Annotated in this window: 28 protein-coding genes; all 28 read left to right on the forward strand. The window is 64.8% G+C overall.

Annotated features, from left to right (window positions below):
• Positions 1–78 (forward strand): hypothetical protein (locus J4G12_06685; GenBank protein MCE2455493.1); only part of this gene is annotated, 78 nt, incomplete at its 5' end.
• A gap of 13 nt (positions 79–91) precedes the next feature.
• Positions 92–406 carry a 30S ribosomal protein S10 gene (gene rpsJ, locus J4G12_06690; GenBank protein ID MCE2455494.1) on the forward strand — a complete coding sequence of 105 codons (315 nt, stop codon included), beginning with the start codon at positions 92–94 and terminating at the stop codon, positions 404–406.
• Positions 407–415: 9 nt separating this feature from the next.
• Entirely contained in the window at positions 416–1,036 is a 621-nt protein-coding gene (gene rplC / locus J4G12_06695) for a 50S ribosomal protein L3 (GenBank protein ID MCE2455495.1), read from the forward strand.
• 1 nt (position 1,037) lies between these two features.
• Positions 1,038–1,718 (forward strand): 50S ribosomal protein L4, encoded by a 681-nt coding sequence (rplD, locus tag J4G12_06700; protein MCE2455496.1) that lies wholly within the window; start codon positions 1,038–1,040, stop codon positions 1,716–1,718.
• Entirely contained in the window at positions 1,711–2,022 is a 312-nt protein-coding gene (gene rplW / locus J4G12_06705; protein MCE2455497.1) for a 50S ribosomal protein L23, read from the forward strand. Before rplD ends, rplW begins: the two co-directional genes overlap by 8 nt.
• A gap of 3 nt (positions 2,023–2,025) precedes the next feature.
• Positions 2,026–2,865 (forward strand): 50S ribosomal protein L2, encoded by an 840-nt coding sequence (rplB, locus tag J4G12_06710; protein ID MCE2455498.1) that lies wholly within the window; start codon positions 2,026–2,028, stop codon positions 2,863–2,865.
• A gap of 17 nt (positions 2,866–2,882) precedes the next feature.
• Positions 2,883–3,164: a 30S ribosomal protein S19 gene (gene rpsS / locus J4G12_06715; protein MCE2455499.1), complete on the forward strand. Its 282-nt coding sequence runs from the start codon at positions 2,883–2,885 to the stop codon at positions 3,162–3,164.
• Between the two features lie 4 nt (positions 3,165–3,168).
• Complete coding sequence (gene rplV, locus J4G12_06720) at positions 3,169–3,525, forward strand: 50S ribosomal protein L22 (GenBank protein MCE2455500.1); 357 nt, start codon at positions 3,169–3,171, stop codon at positions 3,523–3,525.
• Positions 3,525–4,184: a 30S ribosomal protein S3 gene (rpsC, locus tag J4G12_06725; protein ID MCE2455501.1), complete on the forward strand. Its 660-nt coding sequence runs from the start codon at positions 3,525–3,527 to the stop codon at positions 4,182–4,184. Before rplV ends, rpsC begins: the two co-directional genes overlap by 1 nt.
• Before the next feature lie 12 nt (positions 4,185–4,196).
• On the forward strand, positions 4,197–4,613 hold the full coding sequence (rplP, locus tag J4G12_06730) for a 50S ribosomal protein L16 (protein MCE2455502.1): 417 nt from the start codon (positions 4,197–4,199) through the stop codon (positions 4,611–4,613).
• 19 nt (positions 4,614–4,632) lie between these two features.
• Complete coding sequence (rpmC, locus tag J4G12_06735) at positions 4,633–4,845, forward strand: 50S ribosomal protein L29 (GenBank protein ID MCE2455503.1); 213 nt, start codon at positions 4,633–4,635, stop codon at positions 4,843–4,845.
• Between the two features lie 14 nt (positions 4,846–4,859).
• On the forward strand, positions 4,860–5,120 hold the full coding sequence (gene rpsQ, locus J4G12_06740) for a 30S ribosomal protein S17 (GenBank protein ID MCE2455504.1): 261 nt from the start codon (positions 4,860–4,862) through the stop codon (positions 5,118–5,120).
• A 34-nt stretch (positions 5,121–5,154) separates the two neighbouring features.
• Complete coding sequence (gene rplN, locus J4G12_06745) at positions 5,155–5,523, forward strand: 50S ribosomal protein L14 (protein MCE2455505.1); 369 nt, start codon at positions 5,155–5,157, stop codon at positions 5,521–5,523.
• The gene (rplX, locus tag J4G12_06750; GenBank protein MCE2455506.1) at positions 5,523–5,855 is read left to right on the forward strand and encodes a 50S ribosomal protein L24; all 333 of its coding nucleotides are present in this window, start codon (positions 5,523–5,525) and stop codon (positions 5,853–5,855) included. The genes rplN and rplX overlap by 1 nt, the downstream gene beginning before the upstream one ends.
• Before the next feature lie 10 nt (positions 5,856–5,865).
• Complete coding sequence (gene rplE / locus J4G12_06755; GenBank protein ID MCE2455507.1) at positions 5,866–6,438, forward strand: 50S ribosomal protein L5; 573 nt, start codon at positions 5,866–5,868, stop codon at positions 6,436–6,438.
• Between the two features lie 9 nt (positions 6,439–6,447).
• Positions 6,448–6,633 (forward strand): type Z 30S ribosomal protein S14, encoded by a 186-nt coding sequence (locus J4G12_06760; protein MCE2455508.1) that lies wholly within the window; start codon positions 6,448–6,450, stop codon positions 6,631–6,633.
• Positions 6,634–6,649: 16 nt separating this feature from the next.
• On the forward strand, positions 6,650–7,042 hold the full coding sequence (rpsH, locus tag J4G12_06765) for a 30S ribosomal protein S8 (GenBank protein ID MCE2455509.1): 393 nt from the start codon (positions 6,650–6,652) through the stop codon (positions 7,040–7,042).
• An 11-nt stretch (positions 7,043–7,053) separates the two neighbouring features.
• Entirely contained in the window at positions 7,054–7,596 is a 543-nt protein-coding gene (gene rplF, locus J4G12_06770) for a 50S ribosomal protein L6 (GenBank protein MCE2455510.1), read from the forward strand.
• Positions 7,597–7,604: 8 nt separating this feature from the next.
• Positions 7,605–7,991 (forward strand): 50S ribosomal protein L18, encoded by a 387-nt coding sequence (gene rplR, locus J4G12_06775; protein ID MCE2455511.1) that lies wholly within the window; start codon positions 7,605–7,607, stop codon positions 7,989–7,991.
• A complete protein-coding gene (gene rpsE, locus J4G12_06780; GenBank protein ID MCE2455512.1) occupies positions 7,991–8,515 on the forward strand; it encodes a 30S ribosomal protein S5 in 525 nt (174 codons plus the stop codon). The genes rplR and rpsE overlap by 1 nt, the downstream gene beginning before the upstream one ends.
• A 16-nt stretch (positions 8,516–8,531) precedes the next feature.
• A complete protein-coding gene (gene rpmD / locus J4G12_06785; GenBank protein ID MCE2455513.1) occupies positions 8,532–8,744 on the forward strand; it encodes a 50S ribosomal protein L30 in 213 nt (70 codons plus the stop codon).
• 3 nt (positions 8,745–8,747) lie between these two features.
• Positions 8,748–9,215: a 50S ribosomal protein L15 gene (gene rplO / locus J4G12_06790; protein ID MCE2455514.1), complete on the forward strand. Its 468-nt coding sequence runs from the start codon at positions 8,748–8,750 to the stop codon at positions 9,213–9,215.
• Between the two features lie 3 nt (positions 9,216–9,218).
• Positions 9,219–10,535, forward strand: coding sequence for a preprotein translocase subunit SecY (secY, locus tag J4G12_06795; GenBank protein MCE2455515.1), 1,317 nt, complete (start codon positions 9,219–9,221; stop codon positions 10,533–10,535).
• On the forward strand, positions 10,535–11,221 hold the full coding sequence (locus J4G12_06800) for an adenylate kinase (protein MCE2455516.1): 687 nt from the start codon (positions 10,535–10,537) through the stop codon (positions 11,219–11,221). Before secY ends, J4G12_06800 begins: the two co-directional genes overlap by 1 nt.
• Positions 11,222–11,250: 29 nt before the next feature.
• Positions 11,251–12,066 carry a type I methionyl aminopeptidase gene (gene map / locus J4G12_06805; GenBank protein ID MCE2455517.1) on the forward strand — a complete coding sequence of 272 codons (816 nt, stop codon included), beginning with the start codon at positions 11,251–11,253 and terminating at the stop codon, positions 12,064–12,066.
• The gene (rpmJ, locus tag J4G12_06810) at positions 12,063–12,179 is read left to right on the forward strand and encodes a 50S ribosomal protein L36 (protein ID MCE2455518.1); all 117 of its coding nucleotides are present in this window, start codon (positions 12,063–12,065) and stop codon (positions 12,177–12,179) included. Before map ends, rpmJ begins: the two co-directional genes overlap by 4 nt.
• A gap of 6 nt (positions 12,180–12,185) precedes the next feature.
• Positions 12,186–12,563, forward strand: a complete 378-nt coding sequence (gene rpsM, locus J4G12_06815; GenBank protein MCE2455519.1) for a 30S ribosomal protein S13 — start codon at positions 12,186–12,188, stop codon at positions 12,561–12,563.
• Positions 12,564–12,678: 115 nt separating this feature from the next.
• The gene (gene rpsK / locus J4G12_06820) at positions 12,679–13,068 is read left to right on the forward strand and encodes a 30S ribosomal protein S11 (GenBank protein ID MCE2455520.1); all 390 of its coding nucleotides are present in this window, start codon (positions 12,679–12,681) and stop codon (positions 13,066–13,068) included.
• The last annotated feature ends 2 nt before the right edge of the window (positions 13,069–13,070 follow it).

A 13,070-nucleotide genomic window follows, 5' to 3' on the forward strand; every position in this document is an offset into this window, starting at 1 on the left:
GATCCGGAGCTGCGCTTCGCGATCCGAGAGGGCGGACGCACCGTCGGTGCGGGCGTCGTCACCGAGATCCTCGAGTAGGGCCGGGGTTACCATGGCGACTGGCAGCAGAATCAGAATCAGGCTCAAGGCCTTCGATCACTGGCTGGTGGATCAGACCACCTCCGACATCGTGCGCACCGCTCAGATGACCGGCGCCAGGGTTCGTGGACCGATCCCGCTGCCTACTCGCCGGCAACGTTGGACCGTGTTGCGTTCTCCGCACATCGACAAGAAGAGCCGCGAGCAGTTCGAGCTCCTCACTCACAAGCGGCTAATAGACATCGTCGACAGCGGGCAGCGAACGATCGACGCTCTCACCAAGCTCGACATTCCTGCCGGAGTCGACGTGAATATCAAGGTTGACTAGGGGGTGCCCATGCCGGGATTGATCGGACGCAAGGTAGGCATGACCAGGCTCTTCAACGACCAGGGGCACCAGGTGCCCGTGACGGTCATCGAGGCCGGACCCTGTCCGGTGGTATCGGTGCGCACCGGCGACGAGGACGGCTACAGCGCGATTCAGCTCGGATTCGGCGCGAAGCGGGAGAAAAGGAGCAGCAGAGCCGAGCTCGGTCACGCCGCCGCCGCCGGTCTCGACGCCGCGCCGGTCCTGTTGCGCGAATTCCGCACCGGAGACGACGGAGGCTACGAGGTCGGGCAGGAGCTCACCGTCGGGCTCTTCACCGAAGGCGACAGGGTGAAGGTAACGGGCCGCTCCAAGGGGCGCGGCTTCCAGGGAGTCGTCAAGCGCCACGGCTTCGCCGGCAGGCCTGCGTCTCACGGACATCCCATGTCGAGGAATCCCGGTTCGCTGGGACCTGGCACCGACCCCTCCCGGGTCATCAAGGGTCGCAAGCTCCCCGGGCGAATGGGTGGAACCAGGACCACCGTCAGCAATCTCCAGGTGGTTCGCATAGACGGCGAACGCAACCTCATCTTCATTAAGGGTGGAGTGCCGGGCGCTCGCGGCGGCCACCTTCTGATCACCAAGTACTAGCATGTTCAGCGCACCCTACTTCAAAGCCGACGGCACCCGCGACGGGTCCCGGGAACTCCCGATCGAGCTCTTCGACGGCGCCTGCAACGAGTTCGCCGTGCACGCTGCGGTGAAGACGCATCTGAACAACCTGCGCCGAGGCACCGGATCCGCTAAGAACAGGAGCGCGGTGGCGGGCGGCTCCCGCAAGCCCTGGAGGCAGAAGGGCACCGGACGTGCCCGACAAGGAACGACGAGAGCCGCGCAGTGGCGCGGCGGCGGCGTCGCCTTTCCGCCGATTCCGCACTCGTGGAGGCAGCGCCTCCCGAAGAGAATACGGAGCCTGGCGCGTCGTTCGGCCCTTAACGACAGGGCAGAGCACGGCCGAGTGTTCGTGGGCGAGCTGCCTTCTCTCGAGGCGCCCCGCACCCGCGCGCTCGTCTCTTATCTGGGCATGATCGAAACTTGGGGCAAGGTCCTCGTCCTGACCGACTCGGTCAACCGGAGCGTCTACCTCTCCTGCCGCAACCTGCCGGGCGTGCTCGTGCGTCCCTTCGGCCACGAATCGGTCTACGATCTCGTCTGGGCGGGCACGGTTTTCATCGAGGCTGACGCGTTGGATCTCTCCACCGCGGCGGCCGATTCCAAGACGTCCGACTCCGAAACGTCCGACCCTCCAGTCGCCGAGGTGAACGATGCGTGATCCGCACGACCTGATCCTGCGGCCCGTCGTCACCGAAAAGACGGCGGCGCAGATGGAGGAAGGGCCGGTCTACACCTTCATCGTCGCCGGTGACGCCAACAAGTTGGAGATCGGCAAGGCCGTCACGGCGATCTTCGACGTGCAGGTCGCCCACGTGCGCACCATGCGCTATCCCGGCAAGCCGCGGCGCTCGATCATGGCGAGGCTCGCGCGCAACTATGCGAGGGGACGGAGAGCGGCCTTCAAGAAAGCCGTGGTCCGGTTGGCGGACGGCGAAAGCATCGAGCTTTACGAGGCGGGTTGAGACATGGCGATCAAGAAATTCAGACCGGTTACCGCAGGGCAGCGCACCCGCTCCGTGCTCTCCCGCGCCACCCACACCCGCAAGGGGCCCGAGCGTTCGCTGACCGAGCCGCTCAAGTCCAAGGGCGGGCGCAACCATCACGGACGCATCACCACACGCCGTCGGGGCGGCGGCCACAAGCGCCGTTACCGAATCATCGACTTCCGTCGCGACAAGATCGGCGTCTCGGGCGTGGTCGCACACATCGAGTACGACCCGAACCGCTCGGCCAACATCGCCCTGATCCACTACGAAGACGGCGAGAAGCGCTACATCATTCATCCGACGGGTCTCGACGTGGGCGACCGTATCGTTTCCGGCGAGGACGCGGATGTGAAGGTGGGCTGCGCAATGCCCTTGGGGCTGATCCCGCTGGGTACTGCGGTTCACAACGTCGAGCTCAAACCCGGGAAGGGCGGTCAAATGGTGCGATCGGCGGGGAGTTCGGCCCAGGTGATGGCCAAGGAGGGCGATTACGTGACCCTCCGTCTGCCTTCGACCGAGATGAGGCGGGTTCACCGGCGCTGCGTGGCCACCATCGGCACGATAGGCAACTCCGATCACGAACTGACAGTGGTGGGCAAGGCGGGCGCGAACCGCTGGCGGGGACGCAGACCGAAGGTCAGGGGTGTCGCCATGAATCCTGTCGATCACCCGCTGGGCGGAGGCGAAGGCAAGGCTTCGGGCGGGCGTCCTCCGGTGACCCCGTGGGGCAAGCCGGAAGGGAAGAAGACGCGGAAGGCGAAGAAGCCGTCCAGCAAGTATATCGTGCGCGGTCGCAGGCGCGGCCGGGCGACGAAGTAGGCATGGAGAGTTGATATATGGCTCGTAGCATAAAGAAGGGACCGTTTGTCGACGAGAAGCTTCTCAGGCGCGTCCGCAGAATGAACTCCCGCAACGAGCGTCGAGTCATCCAGACATTCTCGCGCGCCTCGATGATCACGCCCGAGTTCGTGGGCCACACGCTCGCGGTCCACAACGGGAAGAGCTTCATCCCCTGCTTCATCACCGAGAACATGGTCGGCCACAAGCTGGGCGAGTTCTCTCCCACCAGAACCTTCAGGGGTCACGGCGGCAAGCTCGCCGACCGCAGGGCGAGGTAGCGCGATGGTAGCCAGAGCAGTGGCCCGCGACGTCGGGATGAGCGCCCGCAAGGTGAGACTCGTGGTCGATCAGATTCGAGGTCGGTCCGTGGGCGGCGCCTACGCGCTCCTCTCCTTTTCCAAAAAGGCCGCGGCCGTTCCCGTCAAGAAGACGTTGCAGTCGGCGGTGGCCAACGCTAGAGAGCGATCCATCGAAGACCAAGATCCGTTGGACGTAGACGACCTGTTCGTGCAGGAAGCGTTCGTGGACGAGGGTCGGACGCTCCGCCGCTGGCGGGCGAGAGCCCAAGGCCGCGCCGCGCCGATTCGCAAGCGTTCCAGTCACATCACCGTCGTCGTCGGCACGAGGGAGGTCGAATAATGGGCCAGAAGACCCACCCTACCGGCTTCAGACTCGGAATCGTAGGCGAGTGGCAGTCGCGCTGGTACGCCGAGAAGGACTTCCCCAAGATGCTCCGCGAAGACGAGACCATCCGCGGATACCTTCGGCGCCGGCTCGCGCACGCTGCGCTCTCCAAGGTCGAGATCGAGCGCAAACCCTCCCGGATCGCCATCTCGCTCCACACCGCCCGCCCCGGAGTCGTCATTGGTAAGCGCGGATCCGAGGTGGACAAGCTCCGAGACGAGCTCGCCCTCCTTACCGACTCTTCGATCTCGGTCAACGTGGAAGAGATCAAGCAGCCCGAGATCGACGCCTACCTGGTGGCGGAGAACGTCGCTCATCAGCTGAGCCAGCGCATCGCCTACCGCCGCGCGATGAAGCGCGCCGTGCAGTCGGCGGTGCGCGCGGGCGCCGGCGGCATCCGCATCCAGTGCTCCGGCCGACTCGGCGGGGCTGAGATCGCCCGGCGCGAGGGCTACAACGAAGGACGGGTGCCTCTGCACACCCTGCGGGCCGACATCGATTACGCCAGGGTGCCGGCTTTCACCACCTACGGAGTCGTCGGCGTCAAGTGCTGGGTGTTTCGGGGCGAGGTGGTCGAAGAGCGCAGAGGCCGTACCTACTCCACCGGAAACTGAGGGAGGCTGACCATGCTGGCACCGAAGCGAGTCAAACGGCGCAAGACCCACAAGGGACGCATGCGCGGCAAGGCCTACCGGGGCAACCGGGTATCCTTCGGAGAGTACGGGCTCATGGCCCTCGAGCCGACCTGGATCAGCAATCGGCAGATCGAGGCCGCCCGTGTCGCCATGACGCGCCATATCAAGCGAGGTGGGAAGGTCTGGATCCGCATCTTCCCCGACAAGCCCATCACCCAGAAACCGGCTGAGACCCGCATGGGCAAGGGCAAGGGCAACCCCGAAAAGTGGGTCGCCGTCGTCAAGCCCGGCAGGGTCATGTTCGAACTGGAAGGCGTACCCGAGCCTCTCGCGCGACGCGCCATGGAGCTCGCCGCCGCCAAACTTCCCATCCAATGCCGTTTCGTCGTGCGCGAACGGCAACTGTAGCACCCGGAGCGACCTCCTTATGACCCCCGAAGAGATCAGAGACTGGCCCGATTCCGAGATCGAGGTTCGGATTCGCGAGCTTACCGAAGAGCGTTTCAAGCTTCGCTTCCAGGAAGCGATGATGGAGCTCGACGATCCCAGCCTCCCCAGGAAGGTCAGGCGCGATCTGGCCAGGCTGCACACGGTCAGGCGCGAGCGTCAGCTGGCCGCGGCCGAGAGCGCGGGCTCGTGAGCGAGCAGGGTGGCGTGCAGGCCGCGCGCAACCGTCGCAAGGTCCGCGTGGGCGTGGTTACCAGCGACCGCTCGGACAAGACGGTGACGGTCGTGGTCGAGAGGCGGTTCGCGCATCCGCTCTACGGCAAGGGAGTCGGACGCACCAAGAAGTACCACGCGCACGACGAAAACAACGAATATCGCACCGGGGACACCGTTCGTATCGTGGAAACCCGGCCCGTCTCGCGCACCAAGCGCTGGCGGGTCGCGGAGCTCATCGAACGCCCGGCGTAGATACCCACCCACGGGAACCTGAGGAAAACGACCCATGATCCAGCAGGAATCGCTCTTCCGGATTGCGGACAACACCGGGGCCAAGTCGGCCCTGTGCATCCGCGTGCTGGGCGGCTCGGGTCGCCGCTATGCCGGGGTAGGTGATGAGGTCGTGGCCACCGTCAAGGACGCCATTCCCAACGCCGCCATCAGGAAGGGAGAGGTGATCAGAGCGGTGATCGTCCGCACGGCCAAGGAGACCCGACGCCGCGATGGCAGCTATATCCGCTTCGACGACAACGCGGCGGTCGTCATCGGCCAAGGAGGCGAGCCCCGCGGCACCCGCATCTTCGGCCCCGTCGGCAGAGAGCTCAGGGAGAAGAAGTACATGAAGATCGTTTCGCTCGCGCCGGAGGTGCTGTGATGAAGAGGAACAAGCTTCGCATCGTCAAGGGCGACCGGGTGAGGATCATCCGGGGCAACGACCGCGACCGCGAAGGCGTGGTGCTCGATGTCGATCCCGGGAGGTCCCGTGTGCGTGTCGAGGGAGTGAACGTGCGCAAGCGTCACACCGCTCCCAGCCAGCGAGACCCGGACGGCGGCATCATCAGCATCGAACTCCCCGTCCACATCTCGAACGTGATGTTGATCGATTCGGCGGGAGACGCCTCCCGCACCCGGTTGCGCATCTCCGAAGACGGCACCAAGCAGCGCATTTCGGTAAGAAACGGTCAGCCCATCCCCAGACCGCGCTAGGGAGGCAGGAATGATCCCCAGACTCAAAGAGCACTACCACACGCGGGTACGATCCCAGCTCCAAAAGGAGTTCGGGTTCGCCAACCCCCACCAGATCCCCAAGGTCTCGAAGGTGGTCATCAACGTCGGCGTGGGCGAAGGCTCGAAGGATGCGAAGCTCATCGAGAGCGTGACCAGGGAGCTCGGCGCCATCGCGGGTCAGAAGGCGGTCGTCAACCGAGCCCGGCGCTCCATCGCCAACTTCCAGTTGCGCGAAGGGATGCCGGTCGGCGCGTCGGTGACGCTGCGCTCGGACCGCATGTGGTTTTTTCTCGATCGGCTTGTCAACACCGCGATCCCCCGCGTGCGGGATTTCCGCGGACTTAAGCCGCGCTCGTTCGACGGACGCGGCAACTATTCGATGGGCGTGCGCGAGCAGATCATCTTCCCGGAAATCAACTACGACGATGTCCGCAAGATCCACGGCATGGACATCACCATCGTCACCACCACGAACCGCGACGACGAAGCGCTGGCTCTGCTCCGCGCGCTCGGATTCCCCTTTCGGGGTTCCGTGCCGGTCACCATCGCCGCTTCGGCTTAGAGACACCACATGGCAAGAAAAGGACTCATCTCCAAGGCCGAAAAAGGCCCCAAGTTCGAGGTCAGGCGGAGGAACCGTTGTCAGCGTTGCGGACGCCCCCGCGCGTACCTGCGCAAGTTCGGACTCTGCCGAATCTGCTTCAGGGACCTGGCATTGGAGGGACTCATTCCCGGCGTGCGCAAGTCGAGCTGGTAAGGAGAGCGTGTAACTCATGATGACCGATCCTATCGCCGACATGCTCACCCGCATCCGCAACGCGGGGCAGGCAAAGCATCGGTGGGCCGACATTCCGGTTTCGAAGACGAAGGTCGAGGTGGCGAAGATCCTCAAGGAAAGCCACTTCGTGCACTCCTACAAGGTGCTGAACGACGGGCGCTTCGGGGTGCTGCGCGTTTACCTGAAGTACCACGACGGAGGACACGTCATTCGCCACCTGGAGCGCGTGTCCCGCCCGGGACGCCGCCACTATGTGAAGAAGGACGAGATCCCCCGGGTCCGCTACGGACTCGGCATGGCGATCCTGTCCACCTCCGCCGGACTGCTCCCCGACCGCGAGGCCCGCAAGGCAGGCGTGGGCGGCGAGCTGATGGCCCTCGTGTGGTAAGGGAGCGAACCATGTCTCGAATTGGAAAGCAGCCGGTAGAACTCCCGGAGGGTGTGACGGTGCGGGTGGAGGGTAGGACGTGCTCGATCAAAGGTCCCAAGGGATCCCTTTCGCTCGAAGTTCACCCGGAAATAGTCGTCGAGCCGGAGGAAAATCGCATCCTGGTCAGGAGATCGACCGACCAGAAGCGGCTGCGGGCTCTGCACGGCCTCACTCGCGCTCTGCTCCAGAACTCGGTCACCGGTGTCTCCACCGGATTCGCCAAGACTCTCAACATCGTTGGAGTAGGCTACCGGGCCAAGGTCGAAGGAGGAGCGCTGAAGATGAATCTCGGTTTCAGCCATCCGATCGACTACCGACCGCCGGACGGAGTGGAGGTCGCCTGTCCCAACACCACCACGGTCGTGGTTTCAGGGATGGACAGGCAAAAGGTCGGACAGGCCGCGGCCGATATTCGATCTTTCCGGCCGCCCGAACCTTACAAGGGCAAGGGCATCCGTTATCAAGATGAACAAGTGCGCCGAAAGGCGGGCAAGACCGCCGCTCGCGCTTAGGGGGAGCGATGATCAGACAGAGCCAGCTCAAGAAGAACCGGGCGCTGCGTCGCCGCCGGCGTCACATCCGCAGTCGCAACCGGCTGCGGGGTACGGCGACCCGACCGCGATTCGTGGTGTTCCGGTCCCTAAAGAACATCGAGGGCCAGATCGTGGACGACGACCTCGGTCGGACTCTCATCGGACTCTCCACGCTCGCGCCGGAGCTGCGCGACTTCAAGACCGAGGGCGCGAATCCCCTGGTTAGTCATGCGTTCGAGGCAGGTCGCCGGCTCGGCGAGCGGGCGTGCGAGCTCGGAATCGCCGAGGTCGTCTTTGACCGCGGAGGCTACCGCTATCACGGAAGGGTTCGGGCGTTCGCCGACGGAGCTCGCAAGGGAGGCCTGGTCTTCTGATGGCGAGAGACAAGAGACGCAAGGACCGACGCCGCGAGTCCGACCTCACGGAAAACGTGATATTCATCAATCGCGTGGCCAAGGTCGTGAAGGGCGGGCGGCGCTTCTCCTTCTCGGCCCTCGTATCCGTGGGCGACGGCAAGGGGAAGGTCGGCATCGCCCACGAAAAAGCCAACGAAGTCGCCGAGGCCATTCGCAAGGCCTTCGAGAGGGCCCGTACCGACATGGTGGAGGTGCCCGTTCGCAACGGCACCCTTCCGCACGAGATCATCGGCCGCGCGGACGCGGGCCGGGTTCTGCTCCGCCCTGCGTCGCCCGGAACCGGGGTGATCGCCGGCGGGCCGGTGCGCGCCGTGCTCGAAGCCGCCGGCGTCAAGGACGTTCTCACGAAGAGCCTGGGCACCAATAATCCCATAAACGTCGTTCGCGCCACGATGGACGGTCTGACCAATCTGGTGACCCCGGAGCAAGCCGCCCGCGAACGCGACATCACACTGCAACAGCTTGGGGTGTACCGTGACTGAATCTCAAGGCGGATTCATCCGCATCACCCAGGTCAGGAGCGGCATCGGTCGCCAGGCCAAGCATCGCCGCACCCTGCGCGCCCTGGGCATACGCCGCCATCAACAGAGCGTGGTCCAGCGCGACACCGCCGCTATCCGCGGCATGGTCAGGCAGATCTCGTTCATGGTCAGCGTCGTCCCCGTTCCCGAGGGAGAGGTGGACGGCGAGGCCGGGATTCAGGACAGATAGATGATCGAACTTCACGACCTGCGGCCGGCCGGAGGTCCTCGACGGCCGCGAAAACGCGTCGGCAGAGGCCCGGGCAGCGGTCTGGGCAAGACTTCGGGCCGCGGACAGAAGGGGCAGAAATCCCGCTCGGGTCCGGGCATTCGCCCCGGTTTCGAGGGCGGGCAGATGCCGCTCTCGAGGCGTATACCGAAGCGCGGATTCAAGAACAGGGGACGGGTCGAGTATCAGGTGGTCAACCTGCGCGATCTGGGGCGTGTCGAAGGCGAAGCGACCCCGGAGAGCATGAAGGCGGCCGGACTCATTTCGACTCTGCGCAGGCCGGTAAAGGTGCTCGGGACAGGTGAAGTGAGCGGGGCCGTCCAGGTGACGGCGCACCGCTTCAGCGCCTCCGCGCGCTCCAAGATCGAAGCTGCGGGCGGAACGACGCTCGTGCTCGCCGCCGACGGGAACGCGGAAGCCCGGGGAGGCTAGTCCATGGCCGACAATCCGCTGCAAAACCTGATTCGGGCGCCGGAGCTGAGGAACAAGATCCTCTTCACGCTCTTCATACTGCTCGTCTATCGGCTGGGCTCGCACATAACGGTTCCGGGGCTGGATCTCGTCGCCCTGCGCGCCACTTTCGCCTCGCTGGAAGGCACCCTCTTCGGCATCTACGACATGTTCGTGGGTGGAGGGCTTTCCCGGGCGACTGTTCTGGCGCTGGGCATCATGCCCTATATCTCGGCGAGCATCATGTTCCAACTGCTCTCGACCGTCTTCCCCACCATTCAGAAGCTGCAGAAGGAGGGGGAACAGGGGCGCAAGAAGCTGACGCAGTGGACCCGCTACACCACGATCGGTCTGGCGGCGGCGCAAGCCTACGGGTACGCTCAGTACCTGATGGCCCAGGGTGTCGTGCCCGACCCCGGCATGGGTTTCGTCTTCGTCACCATGTTCACCCTCACGGGCGGCGCCATCTTCGTCATGTGGCTGGGTGAGCAGATCACGGAACACGGCATCGGCAACGGCATGTCGCTCCTGATCTTCTTCTCGATCATCCAGAGCTTCCCGACCGCGGTGGCGCGCACGGTCGAAGCCTGGAGCACCGACCAGATCGGGCTACCCAAGCTCGCGCTGCTCGTGGCGGTCGTGGTCGGAGTGACGGCGGGGGTGGTGGCCATGACCATGGCTTCACGTCGCATCCCGGTGCAGATACCGCGCAAGGTGCTCAGTCGGGGGAGAGTGCGTGAAGGTCAGAAGAGCTTCATCCCGCTGCGCATCAACTCGGCGGGGGTCATGCCGATCATCTTCGCGCAGTCCTTCATCGTAGTTCCGGGAACGCTGGGCACCTTCTTCCCCAACGTGCCGGGTCTGGACGTTCTCGCCGAGTTCTTCCAGCCCAACACCGTGCTCTACTACCTGACCTACGGCGCGCTCATCATCTTCTTCACCTACTTCTACACGGCGATCATCTTCAATCCGGTCGACCTCTCGGAAAATCTGAAGAAGCAGGGCGGCTTCATCCCGGGGGTGAAACCGGGAGCGCGAACCGCCGAGTACATCGATCGCGTACTGACCAGAGTCACACTGCCGGGTTCGATCTATCTGGCTCTTATCGCGCTCGTGCCATTCTGGATCCTCGACATCTTCACGATAAACACCTTCTTCTTTGGCGGCACCTCCCTGCTGATCGTGGTCGGCGTCGGTCTCGACACCGTGCAGCAGGCGCAGCAATTGCTTCTGCTCCGACGCTACGACGGCTTCATGAAGCAGGGACGCGTCAAGATGCGAGGGCGTCAGCGCTACATGTGATGGCGCAAGCTATCGTTCTCCTCGGGCCACCCGGGGTAGGGAAGGGCACCCAGGCAGCCCGGCTGAAGGAGACCGTGGCGGGCGAGCATCTCTCCACAGGCGACCTCCTTCGCGAGGCCGTGCGCTCCGGTTCCGATCTGGGCAGGCAGGCGGCCGGCTACATGCAGGCCGGCGAACTGGTGCCCGACGAGGTGATCATCGGGCTCATGCAGGCCTATCTGGAGGCCGGCGATCCCGGACGCGGCGTGATCTTCGACGGTTTTCCGCGTACCGTGGAGCAGGCGGACGGGCTGGAGGATGCGCTTAGCTCGGCGGCGCGCGAGCTCGATCTCGTGATCCTGCTCGATGCCGACGGCGACCTCATCGCCGAGCGGCTGGCCGGCCGGAGGAGCTGCCCGGGTTGTGGGACGGTTTTCCACGTGACGGCCAACCCGCCGGCGCGGGAGGGGGTATGTGACGACTGCGGCTCGGTGCTGGTGCGGCGGCCCGACGACGAGCCCGGGACCGTCCGCAATCGACTCGCGGTGTACTCTCGCCAGACCGAGCCGCTTATCCGCTACTACGAACGCCATCCGGCGGGCGTGGTCCGCATCGACGCCTCCAAAGGGGTGGACGAGGTGACCGACGCCCTCCGTTCGCTGGTCGAGACGGCCGGCGTCCGAGTGGGTGCGGAGGTCGCGCGGTGACCGGCCGCTCCCGGGATCGCCGCCACGGGATCGCCATCCGCGACCGTCGCCAGATCGAAGCGATCGCCGAGGCCGGATCCATAATCGGTTCGCTCATCCCACGGCTGAAGGAGATGGTCGGACCGGGGGTCAGTACGCTCGATATCGATCGCTTCTGCGAAGATTTCATCACCTCCTTCGACGGCGCCGTCCCGGCCTTCAGGGGGCTGTACGGCTTCCCGGGGAGCGTCTGCACTTCGGTGAACGAAGAGATCGTACACGGAATCCCCAGCTCGCGGCGGATCCTTCGCGAGGGCGACATAGTTTCGGTCGATGTGGGAGTGAAGCTCGAGGGCTGGTGCGCCGATTCCGCCTGGACCTTCACGGTGGGCGAGGTCGCCGCGCCGGTGCGCCGGCTGCTTGCCACCACCAGGGACGCCCTCGATGCCGCCATTCGCGGCGCACGGGCCGGAAACCACGTCGGCGACATCGGTGCGGCGGTGATGAGGACGGTGCGGGGCACTTCCTTCAAGATCGCCGAAAACCTCGTGGGTCACGGCATCGGCCGGGAGGTCCACGAAGATCCTCAGGTTCCGAACACGGGCCGACCCGGTCACGGTCCCCGTCTGCGTTCGGGCATGGTCGTCGCGATCGAGCCCATGATCGCTCAGACCACCTCCAGGATCCGCACCCTTGACGACGACTGGACCGTCGTGTCGGCGGACGGCGGCATCTCCGCCCACTACGAACACACGGTGGCCGTGACGCCCAGCGGCCCCAGAATCCTCACACGTCTTGAGGAACCCATGGAAGAGAGTTATCTTTCACAGCTATGCAACGAACGCCCAGCGGGGGTGGCGACATGAAGGTCAGAAGCAGCGTTAAACCCATCTGCGAACACTGCAGAGTAATTCGCCGGAAGGGGATCGTGCGGGTGATCTGCTCTCGCGATCCGAAACACAAGCAGAGGCAGGGCTGAGGCCACATGGCACGAATCGCTGGAGTCGACCTCCCGAGATCCAAGCGCGTCGAGGTCGCGATCACCTACATCTACGGCATCGGTTCAACAAGGGCTCGCAAGATCGTCAGCGCGTGCGGGATCGAACGGGGCAGGCGCACCCACGATCTCGGCGACGAGGAGGTCGCTTGTCTCAGGCGTGAGATCGAGCGCTTCAAGGTCGAGGGACCTCTGCGCACCGAGGTCTCCATGAACGTTAAGCGACTGATGGACATCGGGTGCTACCGCGGCCTCCGTCACCGCCGGGGCCTGCCCGTTCGAGGCCAGCGCACGCACACGAACGCCAGGTCCCACAAGGGCAGGAAGAGGGCGATCGCGGGCAAGAAGAAGGCCCCACGCAAGTAGCCGCCAGACATAGTCACGAAGCAGATCACGCGCAGCAACCGAGTAACGATACCCGCCCTGCGGACGGCGGACAGCCAGTACGGGCCCGAGCCCGGCGCCTCATCGAGGAAGCAGAGTGCCGAAACCAAAATCGAAGCAGAAGCGCACAAAGAAGGTCGTCGAGGCCTCGTGCGTAGCGCACATACGCGCCACGTTCAACAACACCATCATCACCATCACCGACCAGACGGGGAACACGGTCGTGTGGGCGTCCGCCGGCCGGGCGGGATTCAAGGGGTCGAAGAAATCCACGCCCTTCGCGGCGACCGTCGCGGCTGAACAAGTGGGCAAGGAGGCGGTGCAAATGGGCGTCAAGCGGGTCAAGGTGCTCGTGCGCGGCCCCGGCTCCGGTCGCGAGTCCGCCATCCAGGCTCTTGCGAGCGCGGGTCTGACGGTCACCTCGATTCACGATGTGACGCCGCTGCCGCACAACGGTTGCCGTCCTCCCAAGATGAGGCGCGTCTAACC

Source organism: Gemmatimonadota bacterium (genome assembly GCA_021295815.1).
Lineage (GTDB): Bacteria > Gemmatimonadota > Gemmatimonadetes > Longimicrobiales > Gaopeijiaceae > JAGWBQ01.

What these genes read in the sequence shown, in the direction of transcription:
- rpsJ (MCE2455494.1), top strand. Translation starts at nt 92, where the DNA reads ATGGCGACTGGCAGCAGAATCAGAATCAGGCTCAAGGCCTTCGATCAC.
- rplC (MCE2455495.1), top strand. Translation starts at nt 416, where the DNA reads ATGCCGGGATTGATCGGACGCAAGGTAGGCATGACCAGGCTCTTCAAC.
- rplD (MCE2455496.1), top strand. Translation starts at nt 1,038, where the DNA reads ATGTTCAGCGCACCCTACTTCAAAGCCGACGGCACCCGCGACGGGTCC.
- rplW (MCE2455497.1), top strand. Translation starts at nt 1,711, where the DNA reads ATGCGTGATCCGCACGACCTGATCCTGCGGCCCGTCGTCACCGAAAAG.
- rplB (MCE2455498.1), top strand. Translation starts at nt 2,026, where the DNA reads ATGGCGATCAAGAAATTCAGACCGGTTACCGCAGGGCAGCGCACCCGC.
- rpsS (MCE2455499.1), top strand. Translation starts at nt 2,883, where the DNA reads ATGGCTCGTAGCATAAAGAAGGGACCGTTTGTCGACGAGAAGCTTCTC.
- rplV (MCE2455500.1), top strand. Translation starts at nt 3,169, where the DNA reads ATGGTAGCCAGAGCAGTGGCCCGCGACGTCGGGATGAGCGCCCGCAAG.
- rpsC (MCE2455501.1), top strand. Translation starts at nt 3,525, where the DNA reads ATGGGCCAGAAGACCCACCCTACCGGCTTCAGACTCGGAATCGTAGGC.
- rplP (MCE2455502.1), top strand. Translation starts at nt 4,197, where the DNA reads ATGCTGGCACCGAAGCGAGTCAAACGGCGCAAGACCCACAAGGGACGC.
- rpmC (MCE2455503.1), top strand. Translation starts at nt 4,633, where the DNA reads ATGACCCCCGAAGAGATCAGAGACTGGCCCGATTCCGAGATCGAGGTT.
- rplN (MCE2455505.1), top strand. Translation starts at nt 5,155, where the DNA reads ATGATCCAGCAGGAATCGCTCTTCCGGATTGCGGACAACACCGGGGCC.
- rplX (MCE2455506.1), top strand. Translation starts at nt 5,523, where the DNA reads ATGAAGAGGAACAAGCTTCGCATCGTCAAGGGCGACCGGGTGAGGATC.
- rplE (MCE2455507.1), top strand. Translation starts at nt 5,866, where the DNA reads ATGATCCCCAGACTCAAAGAGCACTACCACACGCGGGTACGATCCCAG.
- J4G12_06760 (MCE2455508.1), top strand. Translation starts at nt 6,448, where the DNA reads ATGGCAAGAAAAGGACTCATCTCCAAGGCCGAAAAAGGCCCCAAGTTC.
- rpsH (MCE2455509.1), top strand. Translation starts at nt 6,650, where the DNA reads ATGATGACCGATCCTATCGCCGACATGCTCACCCGCATCCGCAACGCG.
- rplF (MCE2455510.1), top strand. Translation starts at nt 7,054, where the DNA reads ATGTCTCGAATTGGAAAGCAGCCGGTAGAACTCCCGGAGGGTGTGACG.
- rplR (MCE2455511.1), top strand. Translation starts at nt 7,605, where the DNA reads ATGATCAGACAGAGCCAGCTCAAGAAGAACCGGGCGCTGCGTCGCCGC.
- rpsE (MCE2455512.1), top strand. Translation starts at nt 7,991, where the DNA reads ATGGCGAGAGACAAGAGACGCAAGGACCGACGCCGCGAGTCCGACCTC.
- secY (MCE2455515.1), top strand. Translation starts at nt 9,219, where the DNA reads ATGGCCGACAATCCGCTGCAAAACCTGATTCGGGCGCCGGAGCTGAGG.
- J4G12_06800 (MCE2455516.1), top strand. Translation starts at nt 10,535, where the DNA reads ATGGCGCAAGCTATCGTTCTCCTCGGGCCACCCGGGGTAGGGAAGGGC.
- rpmJ (MCE2455518.1), top strand. Translation starts at nt 12,063, where the DNA reads ATGAAGGTCAGAAGCAGCGTTAAACCCATCTGCGAACACTGCAGAGTA.
- rpsM (MCE2455519.1), top strand. Translation starts at nt 12,186, where the DNA reads ATGGCACGAATCGCTGGAGTCGACCTCCCGAGATCCAAGCGCGTCGAG.